Origin of the sequence: Micromonospora krabiensis (genome assembly GCF_900091425.1) — a bacterium.
Lineage (GTDB): Bacteria > Actinomycetota > Actinomycetes > Mycobacteriales > Micromonosporaceae > Micromonospora > Micromonospora krabiensis.
Genome location: NZ_LT598496.1, coordinates 4,407,018 through 4,424,877, shown reverse-complemented (window position 1 = coordinate 4,424,877; position 17,860 = coordinate 4,407,018). Strand labels below are relative to the sequence as shown.

The 17,860-nt window shown below is 73.1% G+C and carries 16 protein-coding genes and 1 pseudogene; 13 read left to right on the top strand and 4 right to left on the bottom strand.

What is annotated here, in order from left to right; all coding sequences use genetic code 11:
* Positions 1–534 precede the first annotated feature (534 nt).
* The 5 genes and pseudogenes from GA0070620_RS34265 to GA0070620_RS20155 all read left to right on the top strand — a co-directional run bounded on the left by GA0070620_RS34265 (position 535) and on the right by GA0070620_RS20155 (position 2,458).
* Positions 535–663 carry a hypothetical protein gene (locus GA0070620_RS34265; protein WP_377520736.1) on the top strand — a complete coding sequence of 43 codons (129 nt, stop codon included), beginning with the start codon at positions 535–537 and terminating at the stop codon, positions 661–663.
* Positions 663–1,460 carry a type II secretion system F family protein gene (locus GA0070620_RS20170; RefSeq protein ID WP_091599065.1) on the top strand — a complete coding sequence of 266 codons (798 nt, stop codon included), beginning with the start codon at positions 663–665 and terminating at the stop codon, positions 1,458–1,460. Before GA0070620_RS34265 ends, GA0070620_RS20170 begins: the two co-directional genes overlap by 1 nt.
* 63 nt (positions 1,461–1,523) lie before the next feature.
* Positions 1,524–1,652, top strand: coding sequence for a DUF4244 domain-containing protein (locus GA0070620_RS20165; RefSeq protein WP_208418639.1), 129 nt, complete (start codon positions 1,524–1,526; stop codon positions 1,650–1,652).
* Positions 1,649–2,005, top strand: a pseudogene (locus GA0070620_RS20160) (TadE family type IV pilus minor pilin); the annotation flags it as partial. The gene GA0070620_RS20165 and the pseudogene GA0070620_RS20160, both read left to right, overlap by 4 nt.
* 9 nt (positions 2,006–2,014) lie before the next feature.
* A complete protein-coding gene (locus GA0070620_RS20155; RefSeq protein WP_091599062.1) occupies positions 2,015–2,458 on the top strand; it encodes an Rv3654c family TadE-like protein in 444 nt (147 codons plus the stop codon).
* Between the two features lie 229 nt (positions 2,459–2,687).
* On the opposite strand, the gene GA0070620_RS20150 is transcribed toward GA0070620_RS20155, so the two are convergent.
* From GA0070620_RS20150 to GA0070620_RS20140, 3 genes are all read right to left on the bottom strand, one after another.
* Positions 2,688–3,266 (bottom strand): LURP-one-related/scramblase family protein, encoded by a 579-nt coding sequence (locus GA0070620_RS20150; protein WP_091593166.1) that lies wholly within the window; start codon positions 3,264–3,266, stop codon positions 2,688–2,690.
* 55 nt (positions 3,267–3,321) lie between these two features.
* On the bottom strand, positions 3,322–3,528 hold the full coding sequence (locus GA0070620_RS20145) for a hypothetical protein (RefSeq protein ID WP_091593164.1): 207 nt from the start codon (positions 3,526–3,528) through the stop codon (positions 3,322–3,324).
* Positions 3,529–3,793: 265 nt separating this feature from the next.
* Positions 3,794–6,136 carry a DEAD/DEAH box helicase gene (locus GA0070620_RS20140; protein WP_377520930.1) on the bottom strand — a complete coding sequence of 781 codons (2,343 nt, stop codon included), beginning with the start codon at positions 6,134–6,136 and terminating at the stop codon, positions 3,794–3,796.
* A gap of 173 nt (positions 6,137–6,309) precedes the next feature.
* Between GA0070620_RS20140 and GA0070620_RS20135 the strand changes: the two genes are divergently transcribed.
* The 7 genes from GA0070620_RS20135 to GA0070620_RS20105 all read left to right on the top strand — a co-directional run bounded on the left by GA0070620_RS20135 (position 6,310) and on the right by GA0070620_RS20105 (position 15,503).
* Entirely contained in the window at positions 6,310–6,660 is a 351-nt protein-coding gene (locus tag GA0070620_RS20135; RefSeq protein WP_091593163.1) for an STAS domain-containing protein, read from the top strand.
* Positions 6,657–7,094 (top strand): ATP-binding protein, encoded by a 438-nt coding sequence (locus GA0070620_RS20130; protein WP_091593161.1) that lies wholly within the window; start codon positions 6,657–6,659, stop codon positions 7,092–7,094. The genes GA0070620_RS20135 and GA0070620_RS20130 overlap by 4 nt, the downstream gene beginning before the upstream one ends.
* Before the next feature lie 364 nt (positions 7,095–7,458).
* Positions 7,459–9,819 (top strand): sodium-translocating pyrophosphatase, encoded by a 2,361-nt coding sequence (locus tag GA0070620_RS20125; protein WP_091593159.1) that lies wholly within the window; start codon positions 7,459–7,461, stop codon positions 9,817–9,819.
* Positions 9,820–9,934: 115 nt separating this feature from the next.
* Positions 9,935–10,477, top strand: coding sequence for a hypothetical protein (locus GA0070620_RS20120; protein ID WP_091593157.1), 543 nt, complete (start codon positions 9,935–9,937; stop codon positions 10,475–10,477).
* Positions 10,468–11,262, top strand: coding sequence for a hypothetical protein (locus GA0070620_RS20115; protein WP_377520739.1), 795 nt, complete (start codon positions 10,468–10,470; stop codon positions 11,260–11,262). The genes GA0070620_RS20120 and GA0070620_RS20115 overlap by 10 nt, the downstream gene beginning before the upstream one ends.
* Before the next feature lie 322 nt (positions 11,263–11,584).
* Positions 11,585–14,416, top strand: coding sequence for a type I DNA topoisomerase (gene topA / locus GA0070620_RS20110; RefSeq protein ID WP_091593155.1), 2,832 nt, complete (start codon positions 11,585–11,587; stop codon positions 14,414–14,416).
* A gap of 118 nt (positions 14,417–14,534) precedes the next feature.
* A complete protein-coding gene (locus tag GA0070620_RS20105) occupies positions 14,535–15,503 on the top strand; it encodes a DUF559 domain-containing protein (protein WP_231921872.1) in 969 nt (322 codons plus the stop codon).
* Positions 15,504–15,567: 64 nt separating this feature from the next.
* Here the strand turns inward: GA0070620_RS20105 and GA0070620_RS20100 are convergent, their stop codons facing one another.
* Positions 15,568–16,884: a D-arabinono-1,4-lactone oxidase gene (locus GA0070620_RS20100; RefSeq protein ID WP_091593154.1), complete on the bottom strand. Its 1,317-nt coding sequence runs from the start codon at positions 16,882–16,884 to the stop codon at positions 15,568–15,570.
* A 226-nt stretch (positions 16,885–17,110) separates the two neighbouring features.
* Between GA0070620_RS20100 and GA0070620_RS20095 the strand changes: the two genes are divergently transcribed.
* The gene (locus tag GA0070620_RS20095; protein ID WP_091593152.1) at positions 17,111–17,686 is read left to right on the top strand and encodes a TetR family transcriptional regulator; all 576 of its coding nucleotides are present in this window, start codon (positions 17,111–17,113) and stop codon (positions 17,684–17,686) included.
* The last annotated feature ends 174 nt before the right edge of the window (positions 17,687–17,860 follow it).

Below are 17,860 nucleotides of genomic sequence, written 5' to 3'. Positions count from 1 at the left end.
CGACGCCCGCCCGGCGTCGTCCGGGCGACCTCGATGGTTCGCGTGGCTTCCCCGATCGCCCCGGCGGGTGCTCGTCCTGGCCGCCCTGGGCGGCGCCGGGATCGGCGGCCTGCTGGCCGGGCCGGTGGGTGGGGTGGCGCTCGGCGGGTACGCCGCGCTGGGCGCGCGGGCGGCGCTCCGCTGGCAGGCGAGCCGGCACACCGAGCAGTCCCGCCGCCGCCGGTTGGACGAGCTCTGTGGGATCGCCGCCGATCTCCGGGCCGGGCTGCCCGCGCCCGTGCCGGCCCAGGACTCGCCGGCCGACCGGCCGGACGGTGCGGACCGGCTCGACCGCCTGGTGTCCGCAGCCGTACGACTCGCCGACCGCACCGGCGCGCCACTCGCCGAGCTGGTGGAGCGGATCGAGGCCGATGCCCGCGCGACCGATCGGGGGCTGGCGGCGGCGACGGCCCAGGCGGCGGGGGCGCGCGCGCCACCGCCTGGCTGCTGGCGACGCTGCCGCTCGGCGGGATCGCGCTCGGCTACGGCATCGGCGTGGACCCGCTGGCGGTGCTGCTGCACACCCCGGTCGGTGCGGTCTGCACGGTGCTCACCCTCGCGCTCCAGGCGGCCGGGCTGTTGTGGACGGAACGGCTCGCCGCCGCGCCCGGCCGGCCCGCCTGATGGCCGGCTCGGCGGTCGCCGCGGGTTGCCTCGTGGCGGCGGTGCTGCTGCTCGTCCTCATCCGTCGCCGACCGACGCGCCGGCTCCGGGCGCTCGGACGGGGTGCGGAGGGCCGGCCGGCACGACTCCGGCTCCACGGCACTCGCCCCGGCCGCCGTCTCGAACGGGAACCGGCCGACCCGCCGCGCCCGGGATGGCTCGGACGTCCGGACGTGATCCGCCTCGCGGCGGTGCTGGCCGGCGTCGCCGTGGCGGTGGTCGTCGGTGGGTGGGTCGGCCTGCTCGCCGCCGTACCCACCACGCCCGTGGTCGACCACCTGCTCCGTCGGGTCGAGCCACCCGCCGTTCGGGACCGGCGCCTGCGTGAGGCGGCCGACCTGCCACTCGCGGCCGACCTGCTGGCGGCGGCCATGCGGGCGGGCGCGCCGGTGGATCGTTCGGTGCTGGCGGTTGCCGAGGCGCTGGACGGTCCGCTCGCCGATCGACTCGGTCGGGTCGGCCGCACGCTGCGACTCGGCGGCGGGCCGGAGGAGGCGTGGTCGGCGCTGGACGGGGTGCCGGCGGCGGAACGGTTGACGGCCGCGGCCTACCGGTCGTCGAACAGCGGCGCGGCGCTCGCGGGCGCCCTGACCCGGCTCGCCGACGACCTGCGCGCCGACCGCGCCACCGCCGCCGAGGCGTCGGCCCGCCGCGCCGGAGTCCTGATCGTCCTGCCGCTGGGGCTCTGCTTCCTGCCGGCGTTCATTCTCGCCGGTCTGGTGCCGGTGATTGTCGCCGTGCTCGGCGACGTGCTCTGACAACCATCGAGAAAGGGGTACGACGTGCGCAAACTGCTCGCCCGCCTGCGCGGGGACGCGGGGATGAACACGGCCGAGTACGCCGTCGGCACGCTCGCGGCGGTTGCCTTCGCGGGCATCCTGCTGAAGGTGCTGACCTCCGGCAACGTCCAGTCCGCGCTGACGGCCGTCATCGACCGGGCACTGAAGTGATCCGGCGCCGGCTGGCCGGTCGTGACCGGGGGTCGTTCACCGCCGAGCTGGCGGCCGGCCTGCCGGCGCTGCTCCTGCTCCTGTTCGTCGGCCTGACCGCGGTGAACGCGGTCGGGGTCCGAGCCGGCTGCCTGCACGCGGCCCGGGAGGCGGCACTGGCCGTCTCCCGGGGCGGCGACGGAGGCTCCGCGGGGAGCCGGTCCGCACCTCCGGGCGCCGACGTCTCCGTCTCGGTGGAGGGCGAGCAGGTCCGCGCCACCGTCCGAGCCCCGGTTCGCGCTCTCGGCACCCGGCTACCCCGCCTCAGCGTGTCGGCGACGGCGGTGGCCGCCGTCGAGCCGGGCGCACCGGGGGGGCGGGCGATGAGCCGACGCAGCGCGGGCCGAGAGACACGTCGGCCCATCGACAGCCGGGCAACCCGGGCAACCGCGCGCTGCCTCGGTGCGCGCCGTGCGGGTGCCGACGCGCAACGGGGCGGGGCCACCGTGCTGCTCCTGGCCGCCGGGCTGGTGTTCGTGCTGTTCGGGGTCTTCGGGGCGGCGGTCGCGGCCGCACAGATGGCCCGCCAGCGGGCGGGGGTGGCGGCGGACTTCGGCGCGCTCGCCGGGGCGGGCCGGGCGATCGAGGGTGAGTCGGTGGCCTGCGCGCGAGCCGCGGACCTCGTCGCCCGAAACGGTGGCGAGCTGGTCAGCTGTCGGCTCGACGGGCTCGACGTGCTGGTCACGGCCGAGGTGACGGTCGCCCCACTGCCCGGTCTGGTCCGTGTCGCGACGGCCGGCGCCCGTGCCGGCCCGGTGACGGGATGACCGGCGCGGACGACGCGGACCGACCCGCCCGGCCGATGACGCCGGCCGTCCTGCACGGAGGCGCACGCCGCCGCCGCGTCCGTGCACGGCACGGCGCTCCAGATCCCTCCCCGGGATGCGGGTCTGGTGCCGGACGCCGCGCCGGACCGCTGCCCGGGACGCCGCGCCGGACCGCTGCCCGGGACGCGGGTCGGGGCGCGTCCCGGGGGCGGATCGGTCGAAAGTGGCCTCAGCGGGCCTGGAGGGCGTCGAGGGCGACGGCCATCGCGATGACCAGCCGGCGGTCGATCTGCGGCTGGTGGATCTCGACCACGTATCGGTCGCGGAGGCCCCACTTCTTGATGACGGAGAAGACCGGCTGCCCGCCGGCGGTGAAGTCGAAGTGGTACGGCAGCCAGGACAGCGAGTCGACGAAGCGCCGCAGCAGCGCCACCGGAAGGCTGCGCTCCTGGCCGGTCACCTGCGGCAGGCCGTTCTGCTCGACGTGCCAGGTGGAGCGGAGCAGCGACTGGGCGAAGTCCTTGCGGAACAGGCCGATCGGGTTGCCGGCGGCGTCGGTCACGTCGTATGTGGCGCCGAGGTCGAGGCGCTGGCGCGCCTTGAAGCCGAGCAGCGGCTGCTGCTTGGTGTCGTCGGTGTAGATGGTCACCTGCTCCTTGAAGGCGAGCCGCTTCTGCTGGGCGAAGGCCAGCAGCCCGCCCTCGGAGCCGTCGGGAGCCACCGAGTGGACCTCGTACTGGTTGACCATCATGCGCAGCCGCTGGCGGATGTGGAACCGCTGCTGGGCCTGGAGGTTGTCAGGTTGCATCTGTCGTTCTCCTTGGGGGACGTGTGCGCCGGAGTCTCGCACAGCCGGGACCGGCTCACCGGCCGCCGTCGACCGTGGCGCGCAGGACCCAGGTGTGCAGCACCTGGTGGATGGCCCGCAGTCGCTCGTCGATCCGGTCCAGCCGTTCCGCCTGCGCGAGGGCGGCCAGCGCGGACGCGAAGGCGATCTGCTGGTCGATGGTGAGCTTCTCCTGGTCGAGGTTGTAGAGCAGGTCGACGGTCTCGGCGATGGTGTCGGTCACGACTTCCTCCTCGGGGTGGCGGCGGCGAGGACAGACGCATCCATCGATGGAAGCGCTCCCACATCGTTCCCGCTCCGGCCGCCTCCCATGCCTGTCCATCCGGGCCGGCCGTCGAGGCGGCGAGCCGCGCAGCCGCCAGCGCCAGCCGCCAGCGCCAGCCGCCAGCGCCAGCCGCCAGCGCCAGCCGCCAGCGCCAGCCGCGCAGCCGGCGGCGCCAGCCGCGCAGCCGCGAGCGCCAGCCGGCGGCCGCCAGCGGGAGGGGGGATCAGGCCGGCAGGTTCGCCAGCACCACGTCCAGTACCCGGATCGCGTCCGGCTTGGAGAGGGGGTTGTTGCCGTTGCCGCACTTCGGCGACTGCACGCAGGACGGGCAGCCGCTCTCGCAGCCACACTCGGCGATCGCGTCCCGGGTGGCCTTCAGCCAGGCGCCCGCCGTGCCGTACGCCCGCTCGGCGAACCCTGCCCCGCCCGGGTGGCCGTCGTAGACGAAGACGGTCGGCGCCTCGGTGTCCGGGTGCAGGGCGGTGGAGAGCCCGCCGATGTCCCAGCGATCGCAGGTCGCGATGAGTGGCAGCAGCCCGATCGCCGCGTGTTCGGCGGCGTGCAGGCCCCCGGGCACGTCGGCCGTCTCCACGCCGGCGGCGGTGAGCGACTCCGGGGAGAGGGTGAACCAGACGGCGACGGTCCGCAGCTCCCGCACCGGCAGGTCCAGCGGCCGGGTGTCGATGACCTCGCCGGTGGCGATGCGTCGACGCTGGTACGACACGACCTGACTGGTCACGTCCACCTCGCCGAGGAACATGCCGACCGGCCCGGCGTCGACGTACGAACGCACCGACACCACCGACACGTTGGTGACGTCCCGGGCGTGGGTGGACCAGTCCGGCTCCTCGGCGTGCACCAGCGCGCAGCCGTCGGCGAGGTCCAGGTCGTCCACCACGTACGAGACGCCCTGATGCAGGTAGACCGCGCCGGGGTGGAGCAGGAAGTGCGACGAGCCGCCGTCGACCGTGCCGAGCAGCCGCCCGGTGGCCGACTCGACCACGACGACCGGTGCGCCGCCCTCGCCGCGCAGGTCCACCTCGGGTCGCTCCCGGTGCCGCCAGTACCAGCCGGTGGGCCGCTGCCGCAGCGCGCCGGCCTCGACCAACTCCTGCACCGCCTCCTTCGCTCCGTCACCGAAGAGCGCCAGGTCGGCGGGGGTGAGCGGCGCCTCGACGGCGGCGCAGGCCAGCTGGGGGGCCAGCACGTACGGGTTGGCCGGGTCGAGCACCGTCGCCTCGACGGGCCGCCCGAAGACCGCCTCCGGGTGGTGCACCAGATAGGTGTCGAGCGGGTCGTCCCGGGCCACCAGCACGGCGAGGGCTTCCTGACCGGAGCGTCCGGCCCGGCCGGCCTGCTGCCACAGCGACGCCCGGGTCCCCGGGTAGCCACAGATCAGCACCGCGTCCAGGCCGACCAGGTCGACACCCAGCTCCAGCGCGTTGGTGGACGCCAGCCCGAGCAGGTCGCCGTGCAGCAGCGCCCGTTCCAGCTCCCGGCGCTCCTCGCGCAGGTAGCCGGCGCGGTAGGCGGCCACCCGCTCGCCCAGCCCGGGCACCGCCTCGTCGAGCGCCCGGCGGGCGTTGGCCGCCACCACCTCGGCGCCCTTGCGGGAGCGGACGAAGGCGAGCGTGCGTACGCCCTCGGCGACCGTGTCGGCGAGCAGGTCCGCCGTCTCGCGCAGCGCGGACCGCCGGACCGGCGCGAGGTCCACGGCGTCGGACGACGGGTCGGCCGAGGGCAGCAGCGGCGGCTCCCACAGCGCGAAGGTCACCCCGCCCCGGGGCGACGTGTCCTCGGTCACCGCCGCCACGGGCAGGCCGGTGAGCCGGCCGGCGGTGGTCGCCGGGTCGCCCGACGTCGCCGAGGCCAGGACGAACACCGGCGAGCTGCCGTAGCGGGCGCACTGGCGGCGCAGCCGGCGCAGCACGTGCGCGACGTGCGACCCGAACACGCCCCGGTAGGTGTGGCACTCGTCGATCACCACGTACGACAGCCGGCGCAGGAAGCCCGTCCACTGCGCGTGCCCGGGCAGGATGCCGTGGTGGAGCATGTCCGGGTTGGTCAACACGAACCGGGAGTGCCGGCGGATCCACTCCCGCTCGGCGCGCGGGGTGTCGCCGTCGTAGCAGGCGGGGCGGATGCCCTCCAGGTCCAGTTCGGCGACCGCGCGAAGCTGGTCGGCGGCGAGCGCCTTGGTCGGCGCGAGGTAGAGCACCGTGGCCCGGGGGTCGGTGAGGAGGGTCGCCAGTGCCGGCAGCTGGTACGCCAGCGACTTGCCGGACGCGGTGCCGGTGGCGACCACGACGTGCTGGCCGTCGTACGCCAGGCTGGCCGCCTCGGCCTGGTGCCGCCACGGCGCGACCACGCCGCGCCGCGCGAACGCCGCCCGCAGGTCCTCCGGGGCCCACTGCGGCCACGGCGCCGGCACGCCCACCCGGGCCGGCACGCGCTCGACGTGGGTCACCGGGTCGGCGTCGCCGCGGTTCCGCAGCCGGACCAGCAGGTCGGCCGGCGAGCGCTGGTGGTGGATCGGGGCCGTCTCCGAGGTGCGGCGCGGCGCCAGGCGCGCCGAGCTGAAACCGTCGGAAGTCACGTCCTGCACTCTCGCACTGGTGTTCGGAGATGAAAAGCCGGGCTCCGGGGTAAGAGGGAGCCGCCCGCCGGTGGACCACTGCGTCTTCCGGCGGTAGTGGTTAGATGCCCAGGAGAGTTTACGGCTCTTGCGAGGAGGGACCGATGGAGCTGTCGCTGGCGACCCGCACCGTGGGGGAGCACACGGTGCTCGAGGTCGGCGGTGAGGTGGACGTCTACACCGCCCCCCGCCTGCGCGAGCGGCTCCTCGAACTCATCGACGGCGGCGCCCGGCACGTGGTGGTCGACCTCGGCCGGGTCGACTTCCTCGACTCCACCGGGCTCGGTGTGCTGGTGGGCGCCCTCAAGCGGCTGCGGTCGGCCGAGGGCACGTTCGCCCTGGTCTGCGACAAGGAGCCGCTGCTCAAGATCTTCCGGATCACCGCGCTGGACCAGGTCTTTCCCCTGCATCCCACGGTCGACGCGGCGGTCGCGGCGACCGGCGCCGGCGCGTGATGGCGACGGTTCGGCTCTCGTTCTCGCCGGCGCCGGTGCACGTCCGCACCGCCCGCCTGGTCGGCGTCGCGGTCGCCCGCCGGGCCGGCGTCCGCGAGGACCTGCTCGACGAGGTACGCCTGGCGATCGGTGAGGCGTGCACCCGCGCGGTCGCCCTGCACCGCCAGTACGGTCTGCACGACCCGGTGCTCGTCGAGATGTCCGACTCGGGGCAGTACGCGGTGCGCGTGATCGACCGGGCGCCGATCGAGGCGAGCATCGGTCTCGCCGCCCTGCCCCCGGACGAGCTGGCCGACGAGTCGCTCACCGACGAGGCGCTCACCACCGGCGTGGGCTTCGCCCTGCTCGCCGGTTTCGTCGAGGACCTCCAGGTACGCCCGGTCGACGAGGGCATCGGCACCGAGGTACGGATGGTCTGGCCGGTCGGCCGCTGACCCGTACCGCAGACCGGCCGCGCGTCCGTCGGCGGGTGCCGCTGACCCGCGCCGCGTGCCGCAGGCCGCGTTCCCAGCAGGGAACGCGGCCTTCGTCGTATGGATCCGGTCCTATATCAGATTTCCGCTCATAACACAGCGATGAAGATCATCGGCCGGGGGTGCACCCTCGGTGTGACCTCGGACACTGCGGAGGGCTACAGTACCCGGGTTGTCAGCAAGTGATCCATCCCGCACCCAGCGGGAACGGGAGTCCATCGCTGGTCCGCAGGGGTGGGCTCGGCGGGCGCTTGCGAGTCCGCATCCAGGCGCCGGCCGGTGCGTCTCCACCGGCCGGGCGCGTGTTCGGTACAGGAGGACACAGATGTCCGAGACCTTGGCCGCCGACGGCGGCGGGCTTTCCCTTACCGGAGCCAATGTCACGTACGTCGTCATCGCCGCGGTGATCGCGCTGGTGGCGCTCGTCTTCGCCGCCGCCCTCACTCGGGCGGTCCTGGCGGCCGGCAAGGGCACCACCAACATGCAGGAGATCTCCGGGGCCGTGCAGGAGGGCGCCTCGGCCTACCTGCTCCGACAGTTCCGCACCCTGGCGATCTTCGTCGTCATCGCGGTGATCCTGCTCTTCCTGCTGCCGGTGCACGACACCGACGGCAGCGAGATCGCCGTGAAGATCGGCCGGTCGGCCTTCTTCGTGGTCGGCGCGCTGTTCAGCGCGTTCATCGGCGGCGCCGGCATGTGGCTCGCCACCCGGGCCAACCTGCGCGTGGCGGCGGCGGCCCGGGAGCGACAGGGCGGCCGCGAGTCCGCCATGAAGATCGCCTTCCGGACCGGCGGCGTCGTCGGCTTCCTGACCGTCGGCCTCGGCCTCTTCGGTGCCGCGCTGGTCGTCATGATCTTCCGGGGTGACGCGCCGACCGTGCTGGAGGGCTTCGGGTTCGGTGCCGCGCTGCTCGCGATGTTCATGCGGGTCGGCGGCGGCATCTTCACCAAGGCCGCCGACGTCGGCGCCGACCTGGTGGGCAAGGTCGAGCAGGGCATCCCCGAGGACGACCCGCGCAACGCCGCCACCATCGCCGACAACGTGGGCGACAACGTCGGTGACTGCGCCGGCATGGCCGCCGACCTGTTCGAGTCGTACGCGGTGACGCTGGTCGCCGCACTGATCCTCGGTCGGGCCGCGTTCGGCGAGGACGGCCTCGTCTTCCCGCTGATCATCTCCACGATCGGTGTGCTCGTCGCCATCGTCGGTGTCTTCATCACGCGGCTGCGCGCGTCCGACCGCAACGGGCTGGTCGCGATCAACCGGGCCTTCTACCTCTCCGCGGTGATCTCCGCGGTGCTGGTGGCGATCGCCGCGTACGCGTACCTGCCGGCGACCTTCGCCGAGCTGGAGGGTGGCCTCACCGGCATCAACGAGAACCCGCGGGTCGTCGCGATCGGCGCGGTGGTCATCGGCATCGTGCTGGCCGCCGCGATCCAGGCGCTGACCGGCTACTTCACCGAGACCAACCGGCGCCCGGTGCAGGACATCGGCAAGAGCTCCCAGACCGGCCCCGCCACCGTCATCCTCGCCGGCATCAGCGTCGGCCTGGAGTCGGCGGTCTACTCGGCGCTGCTCATCGGCGCCGGCGTGTTCGGCGCGTTCCTGCTCGGCGGCAGCTCCATCACGCTGTCGCTGTTCGCGGTCGCGCTGGCCGGCACCGGTCTCCTCACCACGGTCGGTGTGATCGTCGCGATGGACACCTTCGGCCCGATCTCCGACAACGCGCAGGGCGTGGCGGAGATGTCCGGCGACATCGACGAGCACGGCGCCCGGACGCTGACCGAGCTGGACGCGGTCGGCAACACCACCAAGGCGATCACCAAGGGCATCGCGATCGCCACGGCGGTGCTCGCCGCGACCGCGCTCTTCGGCTCCTACACCGACACGCTGCGGACCGCGTACGCGGACGCGAACATCGGCAACGTCGACAACGAGATCCTCAACGCGCTGAACCTGTCCAACCCGCGCAACCTCGTCGGCCTCATCATCGGCGCGGCGGTGGTCTTCCTCTTCTCCGGTCTGGCCATCAACGCGGTCAGCCGCTCGGCCGGGGCGGTCGTGATGGAGGTCCGCCGGCAGTTCCGTGAGCTGCCCGGCATCATGGACCGCACCCAGCGGCCGGAGTACGGCAAGGTGGTCGACATCTGCACCCGGGACGCGCAGCGCGAGCTGATGACCCCCGGTCTGCTGGCCATCCTGGCGCCGATCGCGGTGGGCTTCGGCCTCGGCCCGGGTGCGCTGGCCGCGTACCTGGCCGGCGCCATCGGAGCCGGCACCCTGATGGCGGTCTTCCTTGCCAACTCGGGCGGCGCCTGGGACAACGCCAAGAAGCTGGTCGAGGACGGCGCGTACGGCGGCAAGGGCTCCGAGTCGCACGCCGCGACCGTCATCGGCGACACCGTCGGCGACCCGTTCAAGGACACCGCCGGCCCGGCGATCAACCCGCTGATCAAGGTGATGAACCTGGTCTCGCTGCTGATCGCGCCGGCCGTGGTGGCCTGGAGCGTGGGCGACGACAAGAACACCGGTCTGCGGGTCACCGTGGCTGTGGTGGCCGCGCTGATCATCGTGGCGGCGGTGGTGTTCAGCAAGCGCAAGGGTGTGGCCATGTCCGACTCGGACGCCGGCGACGGCACCGGCTCGGGCAGCGCCGACCAGCGGTCGGAGACCGTTCCGGCCTGACCCGTACCGCACACCGGGCCCCCGGCCGGCGCCTGTCGCCGACCGGGGGCCCGTCCGTCCCGGCCGGCAAACCTGAGCGGTGCCAGCGCTGGACGAACGCCGTACGCTGCAACGCATGCGTACGTGCCGGGCGACTGCCGCCGGAAAGCTCACGGTGGTCCTGGCCACGCTCGCCCTGCTCGCCTCCGGTTGCGGCGGCGGCCCCAGCCCGCAGGCCTGGGCGGCCTCGGTCTGCACCGCGCTCGCCCCGTGGCGTTCGGAGATCAGCAGGTTGACCAGCAGCACCGACCAGCAGATGACCGCGCAGACCACCCCGGCGCAGGCCAAGGAGAACCTGGTCCGCCTCTTCGCCGGGGCCGAGCAGGCCAGCGAGACGGCCCGCCGCAAGGTCGAGGAGGCCGGCGTGCCGGAGACCGAGCACGGCGACGAGATCTCCGCCGGCTTCCGGACCTCCCTCGCGAAGATCAGGGACGCGTACGGCCGGGCGCGCGGCACCATCGACGGCCTCGGCACCGGGGAGGCCAGCTCGTTCTACGACGGCGTCCGGGCCGCCGTGGACACCCTCAACAAGGAGTACGACGCCAGCGCGCTGGACACCAGCCGGCTCAACTCCGAGGAGCTGAAACGGGCCTTCGACGAGGTGCCGGAGTGCCGCTGAGGGGAAGCGGCGACACGTCGGGGGCGGAACTGCTCCCGGCGCTCTTCCCAGTGCCCGACCCGGCGACGCCGGCCCCGGCCCGCCGTGCCCCCGCCGGACCCGACGACCAGACGCGGCCCGACCCGATTGCCACTGACTCGACCGCCCCGGCCGTCCCCGGCGACCCGGCCGGGCGGGCTCGCCGGGTGGCCGCCGAGGAGGCCGGGAAGCAACTGGTCTTCTTCGGCGCCGAGACCGCGGAGCCGACCCTGGCCGACCTCGCCGGGCTGCTCGCCGGGCCCGCGGAGGTGGTCCGGATGGGCGGGACCGCCCGCGTGTCGGTCGTGGTCGACGCCGCCTGGCGGGTGCACGTCCTGGTGGCCGAACTGGCCCAGCGTGGGGTGGCGGCGAGCTGGGAACCGACCGAGGACGAGCGACACGCCGTCCGCACGGCGTACGCCCGGACGCTGAAACCGCTCGCGGCCGCCTGGCTGCGCGGCGAGGCGAAGCGGCCGCCGACGAACTTCCACCTCAACGGCCGGCGGCTACGGCTCTGGCTGGCCGCGGCCGGGACGCCCGAACCGTCCGGTTTCCTGCTCCGGCTCGGCCCGGCGGACGAGGAGTGCCGGGACCCGGTGGGCCGGGCGCTCGTCGCGGTCGGTCTCGCCGGTGACCTGGTCACGGCGGAGGCGGGCGGGCCCGGGTACCTGATCACGGGACGCCGGCGCCTGCGTCGCCTCGCCGAGTTGGTCGGCGACCGGCCGGCCGCCGCCCCGGAGAACGCCTGGCCGACCCGGCTGCCCTGACCGGCGGGTGGGCGCTGGCCGGATCGGGCGTCGTCGCGTGTCCGGTCGCGGACAGCCGGGGGGACGATCCGGGCGGAAAACGGCGGGTGGGGCCTCGGCCGACGGTCCGCCATCATCACAGTGTCCCGCTACGGGGCCTACCCACGGTGTACGGTGGCGCCGACCGGCAGGTCCACCCCTGCCGGTGCGGTTTGCCGCCCGCGAAACCCGAAACGTGGACGGCGCGTTACGTTGGACATCCGGGGCCACCGGGTCCGGCGGGTCGCACACGGCCCGAATCGGGCGCGAGCGGCCACGAGCAGGAGTGAGGTCGGGGAGAGACGTGCCGAGCAACGCTGGAACCACCCGTCTGGTCATCGTCGAGTCACCGGCGAAGGCCAAGACGATCTCGGGCTACCTCGGCCCGGGGTACGTCGTGGAGGCCAGCTTCGGGCATGTCCGCGACCTGCCGCGCAACGCCGCCGACGTGCCGGCCAAGTACAAGGGTGAGCCGTGGGCCCGGCTGGGGGTGGACGTCGACAACGGCTTCCACGCCCTCTACGTGGTCTCCGCCGACCGTAAGCAGCAGATCAGCAAGCTGGTGAAGCTGGCCAAGGAGGTCGACGAGATCTTCCTGGCGACGGATGAGGACCGCGAGGGCGAGGCCATCGCCTGGCACCTGGTGGAGACGCTCAAGCCCAAGGTGCCGGTCAAGCGGATGGTCTTCCACGAGATCACCAAGCCGGCGATCCAGGCTGCCGTGGCCAACCCGCGTGAGATCGACCGCGACCTGGTGGACGCCCAGGAGGCCCGGCGCATCCTCGACCGGCTCTACGGCTACGAGGTCTCCCCGGTGCTGTGGAAGAAGGTCATGCCGAAGCTCTCGGCGGGCCGGGTGCAGTCCGTGGCGACCCGGATCGTGGTCGAGCGGGAGCGGCAGCGGATGGCGTTCCGCACCGCCGAATACTGGGACATCCTGGCCACCCTGGCCGTGGCCGACGCCGGCGAGGGGCCGCGTACCTTCAACGCCACCCTGGTCGCCCTCAACGGCGACCGGATCGCCACCGGCAAGGACTTCGAGCCGACCACGGGCAGGGTTCGCCCTGGCGCGGGTGTGGTGCACCTCGACGAGGGTGGTGCCCGGGGGCTCGCGGCCCGCCTGGCGGACCGGCCGTTCACGGTCACCCGGGTCGAGGAGAAGCCCTACCGCCGCCGCCCGTACGCGCCGTTCATCACCTCCACCCTCCAGCAGGAGGCGGCCCGCAAGCTGCGGTTCTCGTCGCAGCAGACGATGCGCACCGCGCAGCGCCTCTACGAGAACGGCTACATCACCTATATGCGTACCGACTCGGTGAACCTGTCGGAGACCGCCATCGCGGCGGCCCGCCGGCAGATCGTCGAGCTGTACGGCGAGCGGAGCGTGCCGCCGGAGCCCCGCCGCTACACCGGCAAGGTCAAGAACGCGCAGGAGGCGCACGAGGCGATCCGCCCCGCGGGCGACAACTTCCGCACCCCGGGCGACGTCGCCAAGGAGCTCTCCGGCGAGGAGTTCAAGCTCTACGAGCTGATCTGGCGGCGCACCATCGCCTCGCAGATGACCGACGCGGTGGGCTCCAGCGTCTCCGTCCGCATCCGGGCGATCTCCTCCACCAGCGAGGAGGTCGACTTCGGCGCGACCGGCAAGACCATCACCGACCCGGGCTTCCTGCGGGCGTACGTCGAGTCGAGCGACGACGAGAACGCCGAGGCCGAGGACGCCGAGCGTCGCCTGCCGACCCTGGTCAAGGACCAGCCGCTGACCGCCGAGGAGCTGGCCGCGCAGGGGCACCACACCCAGCCGCCGTCCCGCTACACGGAGGCGTCGCTGGTCAAGGCGCTGGAGGAGCTGGGCATCGGCCGCCCGTCCACGTACGCGTCGATCATGCAGACCATCCAGGACCGCGGCTACGTCTTCAAGCGCGGCCAGGCCATGATCCCGTCGTTCCTGGCGTTCGCGGTGATCGGGCTGATGGAGCGGCACTACCCGCGCCTCATCGACTACGACTTCACCGCCAGCATGGAGAACGAGCTGGACGAGATCGCCGGTGGTGACCACGCCGCGGTCGACTTCCTCACCTCCTTCTACTTCGGCAGCAGCAACGGCACCGGCGACCAGGCGATCGCCCACGCCGGCGGCCTCAAGAAGCTGGTCACCGAGAACCTCAGCGAGATCGACGCGCGGAGCGTCAACTCGATCCCGCTCTTCACGGACGACGAGGGCCGCGAGGTCGTCGTCCGGGTCGGCCGTTACGGCCCGTACCTGCAGCGGGCGGTGCCCGGCGAGCAGGCCGCGACCCCGGCCGAGGGCGAGGAGGGCGGCACCCAGGGCGACCGGGCGCCGATCCCCGAGGGCCTGGCGCCGGACGAGCTGACCCCGGAGAAGGTCCACGAGCTGTTTCTCGGTGGCGGGGGCGAGCGGAAGCTCGGCGACGACCCGGCCACCGGCGAGCCGATCCTGCTCAAGTCCGGCCGCTTCGGTCCGTACGTGGCCAGCGGGGAGCGCAAGTCCTCGCTGCTGCGTTCGCAGTCGCCGGACTCGCTCACCTTCGACGACGCGCTGAAGCTGCTCAGCCTGCCCCGGCTGGTCGGCGTCGCCCCCGACGGGGTCGAGGTGTTCGCCAACAACGGCCGCTACGGCCCTTACGTGAAGCGGGGCGAGGAGTTCCGGTCGCTGGACTCCGAGGAGAAGATGTTCACGGTCTCGCTCGATGAGGCGCTGGCCCTGCTGGCCGCCCCGAAGACGCGCCAGCGCCGGGCCGCCGCCCCGCCGCTGCGCGAGATGGGCAACGACCCGGCGACCGAGAAGCCACTGGTGATCAAGGACGGCCGGTTCGGGCCGTACGTGACGGACGGCGAGACCAACGCGTCGCTGCGGCGGGGGCAGACCCCGGAGGCGCTGACCCTCGAAGAGGCGTCCGAGATGCTCGCCGAGAAGCGGGCGAAGGGCCCGGCGCCCCGCAAGAAGGCGGCGGCGAAGAAGGCCCCGGCCAAGAAGACGACGGCCGCCAAGAAGACGACGGCGACCAAGAAGACCGCGGCGGCCGCCAAGTCCACCGTGGCGAAGAAGACCACGACGGCCAAGGCCACCCCGGCCAAGAAGGCCGCCCCTCGCAAGGCCACGACGACGTCGGAGTAAGACTCGGCTTCCACGGATCTTGGTGGATTGAGGCCCCTGGAGGGGCGTCAGGCTTCCAAGATCTACGGGTTGTCCACAGGGGCGGCGGTGCGGTGGTCCTTGTTGGCAAGGTCGGGGTGTGAGTAATGGTGGGGCGTCTCTGGCGGCTCTGCGCCGGTCGCTGCCGGGCGATGATGCCGACGAACTGACCTGGCTGCTCTTCCGTCAGGAAGAGGTGATCAGCTTCGAGCAGGCTCTCCGGCACCTGTCCCGCAAGTCGGTGCGGCACCGGGTGGCGAGCGGCCGGTGGCGCCGAATCCATCGCGGGGTGTTCGTCACCCACAGTGGGCCCGTAGGTTACGGGCAACTGCGCTGGGCGGCGGTGCTGGCCGCCGGGCCGCTCGCGCTGCTCGGCGGGCTGACCGCGGCGCAGGCCGGAGGGCTGCGGGGCTTCTCCACCCGCGTCATTCACCTCCTGCTCCCGGAGACCTGTCGGCGGGCGCCGCTGCCGCAGGGGGTGGTGGCCCACCGGACGGCACGCCTACCGCCGGAGGACGTGCTCACGATCGGGCAACCCCCCCGGACGATGCCCGCCCGGTCGATCGTCGACGCGGCGCAGTGGGCGGCCACCGACGACGAGGCGTGCGCGATCGTGGCGGCCGGTTTCCAGCAGCGCCTGGTCGGGGGCGACGAGGTGCACCGAGCCCTCGAGCACATGCCACGCGCCCGCCGCCGGAATCTGATCCTCCAGACAGCGACCGACGCGGCCGGGGGTTCCCACTCGCTCAGCGAGCTCGACTTCCTCCGTCTGGTCCGTCGAGCCGGCCTGCCCGAGCCTAGCCGGCAGAAGGTGCGCTACGACGCCACCGGGCGACGCCGTTACCTGGACGCCTACTTCGAACAGTGGCGGGTGCACGTCGAGATCGACGGCGCCCAGCACTTCGATCCGCGTGCGGCGTGGGCGGACATGCGTCGGGAGAACGACCTCTGGGTCGACGGTGACCGGGTGCTCCGATTTCCCGCGTGGGCGGTGCGAAGCCGTCCCGACGAGGTGCTCGCCCAACTCCGGGCCGCGCTCCGCGCCGCCGGTTGGCCCGGCACTGCCTGACCGATCTTGGAAGTCCGTGGCCCCTTGAGGGGCCTCTTTCTTCCAAGATTGTGGGTTGGGGTGCTCAGGCGCCGAGGACGTGGGTCTGGTGGGGGTTCGTGAAGACCCGTTGGGGGTCGAGGCGGTCGCGGACGGCGAGGAAGTCCGCCCAGCGGGGGTAGGCGGGGGCGAGGGTCACCGCGTCGCGCCAGTGCAGCTTGCCCCAGTGCGGCCGGCCACCCAGACCGGCGGCCACCTGCTCGAACGCCCGGAAATACGGCTCGTACGGCATGCCGACGTACTGGTGGACGGCGATGTACGCGGAGTCGCGGCCGTAGCCGTGCGACAGCCAGATGTCGTCGGCGGCGGTGAACCGTACCTCCACGGGGAAGAGCACCTTGAACGGCAGTTCGTCGACGATGCGCCGCAGCGCGCCCAGCGCCTCGCCGAGGGCTTCGCGCGGCAGCCCGTACTCCATCTCCACGAAGCGGACCCGGCGCGGGGTGCAGAAGACCTGGTCGGAGCGGCCGGTGTAGCGGCGTTCGGTGAGGGCGCGCGCGGAGACCGCGCTGATGTGCGGGGCGAGGGCGGGCACGGCCCGGCCGAGACGGCAGGCGCCCGCGAAGACGGTGTTGGACAGGAACTCGTCGTCGAGCCAGCCGCGCAGGCGGGACAGCGGCCGGTCGTGGGTCGGCACCCGGTCGTTGGCCTTGACCTGCACCCGAGCCGTGTACGGGAACCAGTAGAACTCCAGGTGGTCGTGCGCCTCGATCAGTTCGGGGAGTTCGGCGAGCACCGCGTCCAGCGGGGCGGGGCGCTCGTGCGCGTGTAGGACGAACGCGTCCACGCAGCGCAGCGTCACGTCGACCAGCACGCCGAGCGCCCCGAGGGAGACCCGCGCGGCGGCGAACACGTCGGGGTGCTCGTCGGCGGAGCAGTGCAGCACGTCGCCGGTGCCGGTGACCAGGGTGAGCGCCTCGACGAAGGTGGCCAGGCAGCCGTACGCCGCGCCGGTGCCGTGGGTGCCGGTGGAGATCGCGCCGGCGATTGTCTGCGCGTCGATGTCGCCGAGGTTGGGCAGGGCGAGACCGTGACCCACGAGCAGGTCGTTGAGCGCGCGCAGGGTCATCCCGGCCGGTACGGTGACCAGTCGACGCTCGGTGTCCACCCGTACGCCGATGTCCAGCGCGGTCAGCTCCATCCGCCGGTCGTCCGCAAGAGCGATCGCGGTGAAGGAGTGCCCACTGCCGGCGACCCGGATCCGGGAGCCGTCGGCGCCGGCCGCACGCACCGCCTCGGCGACCTCGGCGGTGGACGTGGGGCGGAGGATGGTGGTGGCGGTGCCACGCTGGTTGCCGGCCCAGTTCGACCACTGGACGGTGGGAGGTGCGGTGCCGACCATGGCTCTCCCTCGATATGAATATGAACTGACTTCATATCAGGAACGTTGTCGCTGGTAAATACCGCAACTGAGTCCCGCTCGTTGTACCGATAGTCACGAACTCGTGACGTGGAGATATGTTCATCTGTCGAAGGGGGGTGGCACCGAAGTGTCCACACCAGCCGCCACGACCGGGCCGCTGCGCCGCGTACCGGTGCAGGGTCGAAGTGTCGCGCGGGTCCAGCGAATGCTGGACGCCTGTGCCGAACTCGTCGACGAGGTGGGGTACGAGGGGCTGACCACGACCTTGCTCGCCGAGCGTGCCGAGGTGGCCATCGGGTCGGTCTACCAGTTCTTTCCGGACAAGCGGGCGATCGTGCAGGCGCTGACCCTGCGCACGATGGAGTCCTACCTCCAGCGGCTCGACGAGCGGTTCGCCTCGGACGACCTGACCCACTGGTGGGACGGCGTCGACGCGGGCATCGACGAGTACATCACGATGCACCGCACGGTCCCCGGATTCCGTACCCTCCACTTCGGCGACGTGGTCGACCTGCACCTGCTCGACGAGCAGCGGGACAACAACGGGGTGATCGCGGACCAGTTGGCCCGCGTGCTCACCGAACGGTTCGGGCTGACGGACGTGCCCGAGCTGCGTTTCCATCTGGAAATCGCGGTCGAGGTGGCGGACGCGCTGATCAAGCTGGCGTTCCGCCGCAAGCAGGACGGCGACGACCGGGTGCTGGTCGAGGCCAAGGCGTTGATCCGGGACTACCTCCACCGCCAGGTGGACGCCCCGGCCGACGCGACGCAGGTCGGTTGACCCGTCGTCAGGGCTGCCGCCACGCCGAGTGGGGCGGCGAACTGGAGGCGGCGCGACAGCGGCAGACCCGGGGTGCGCCGGGCGAGGTGAAGGCCCGCGGTGCGGCGGGCGAAGAGAAGCGCCCGGGGTGCGCCGGGCGAGGTGAAGGCCCGCGGTGCGGCGGGCAGCGGTGCG

Coding starts and splice junctions, on each gene's coding strand:
- GA0070620_RS20165 (WP_208418639.1), top strand. CDS start 1,524: ATGAACACGGCCGAGTACGCCGTCGGCACGCTCGCGGCGGTTGCCTTC.
- GA0070620_RS20125 (WP_091593159.1), top strand. CDS start 7,459: ATGTCCGAGACCTTGGCCGCCGACGGCGGCGGGCTTTCCCTTACCGGA.
- GA0070620_RS20095 (WP_091593152.1), top strand. CDS start 17,111: ATGCTGGACGCCTGTGCCGAACTCGTCGACGAGGTGGGGTACGAGGGG.
- GA0070620_RS20170 (WP_091599065.1), top strand. CDS start 663: ATGGCCGGCTCGGCGGTCGCCGCGGGTTGCCTCGTGGCGGCGGTGCTG.
- GA0070620_RS20150 (WP_091593166.1), bottom strand. CDS start 3,266: ATGCAACCTGACAACCTCCAGGCCCAGCAGCGGTTCCACATCCGCCAG.
- GA0070620_RS20120 (WP_091593157.1), top strand. CDS start 9,935: ATGCGTACGTGCCGGGCGACTGCCGCCGGAAAGCTCACGGTGGTCCTG.
- GA0070620_RS20135 (WP_091593163.1), top strand. CDS start 6,310: ATGGAGCTGTCGCTGGCGACCCGCACCGTGGGGGAGCACACGGTGCTC.
- GA0070620_RS20100 (WP_091593154.1), bottom strand. CDS start 16,884: ATGGTCGGCACCGCACCTCCCACCGTCCAGTGGTCGAACTGGGCCGGC.
- GA0070620_RS20155 (WP_091599062.1), top strand. CDS start 2,015: ATGAGCCGACGCAGCGCGGGCCGAGAGACACGTCGGCCCATCGACAGC.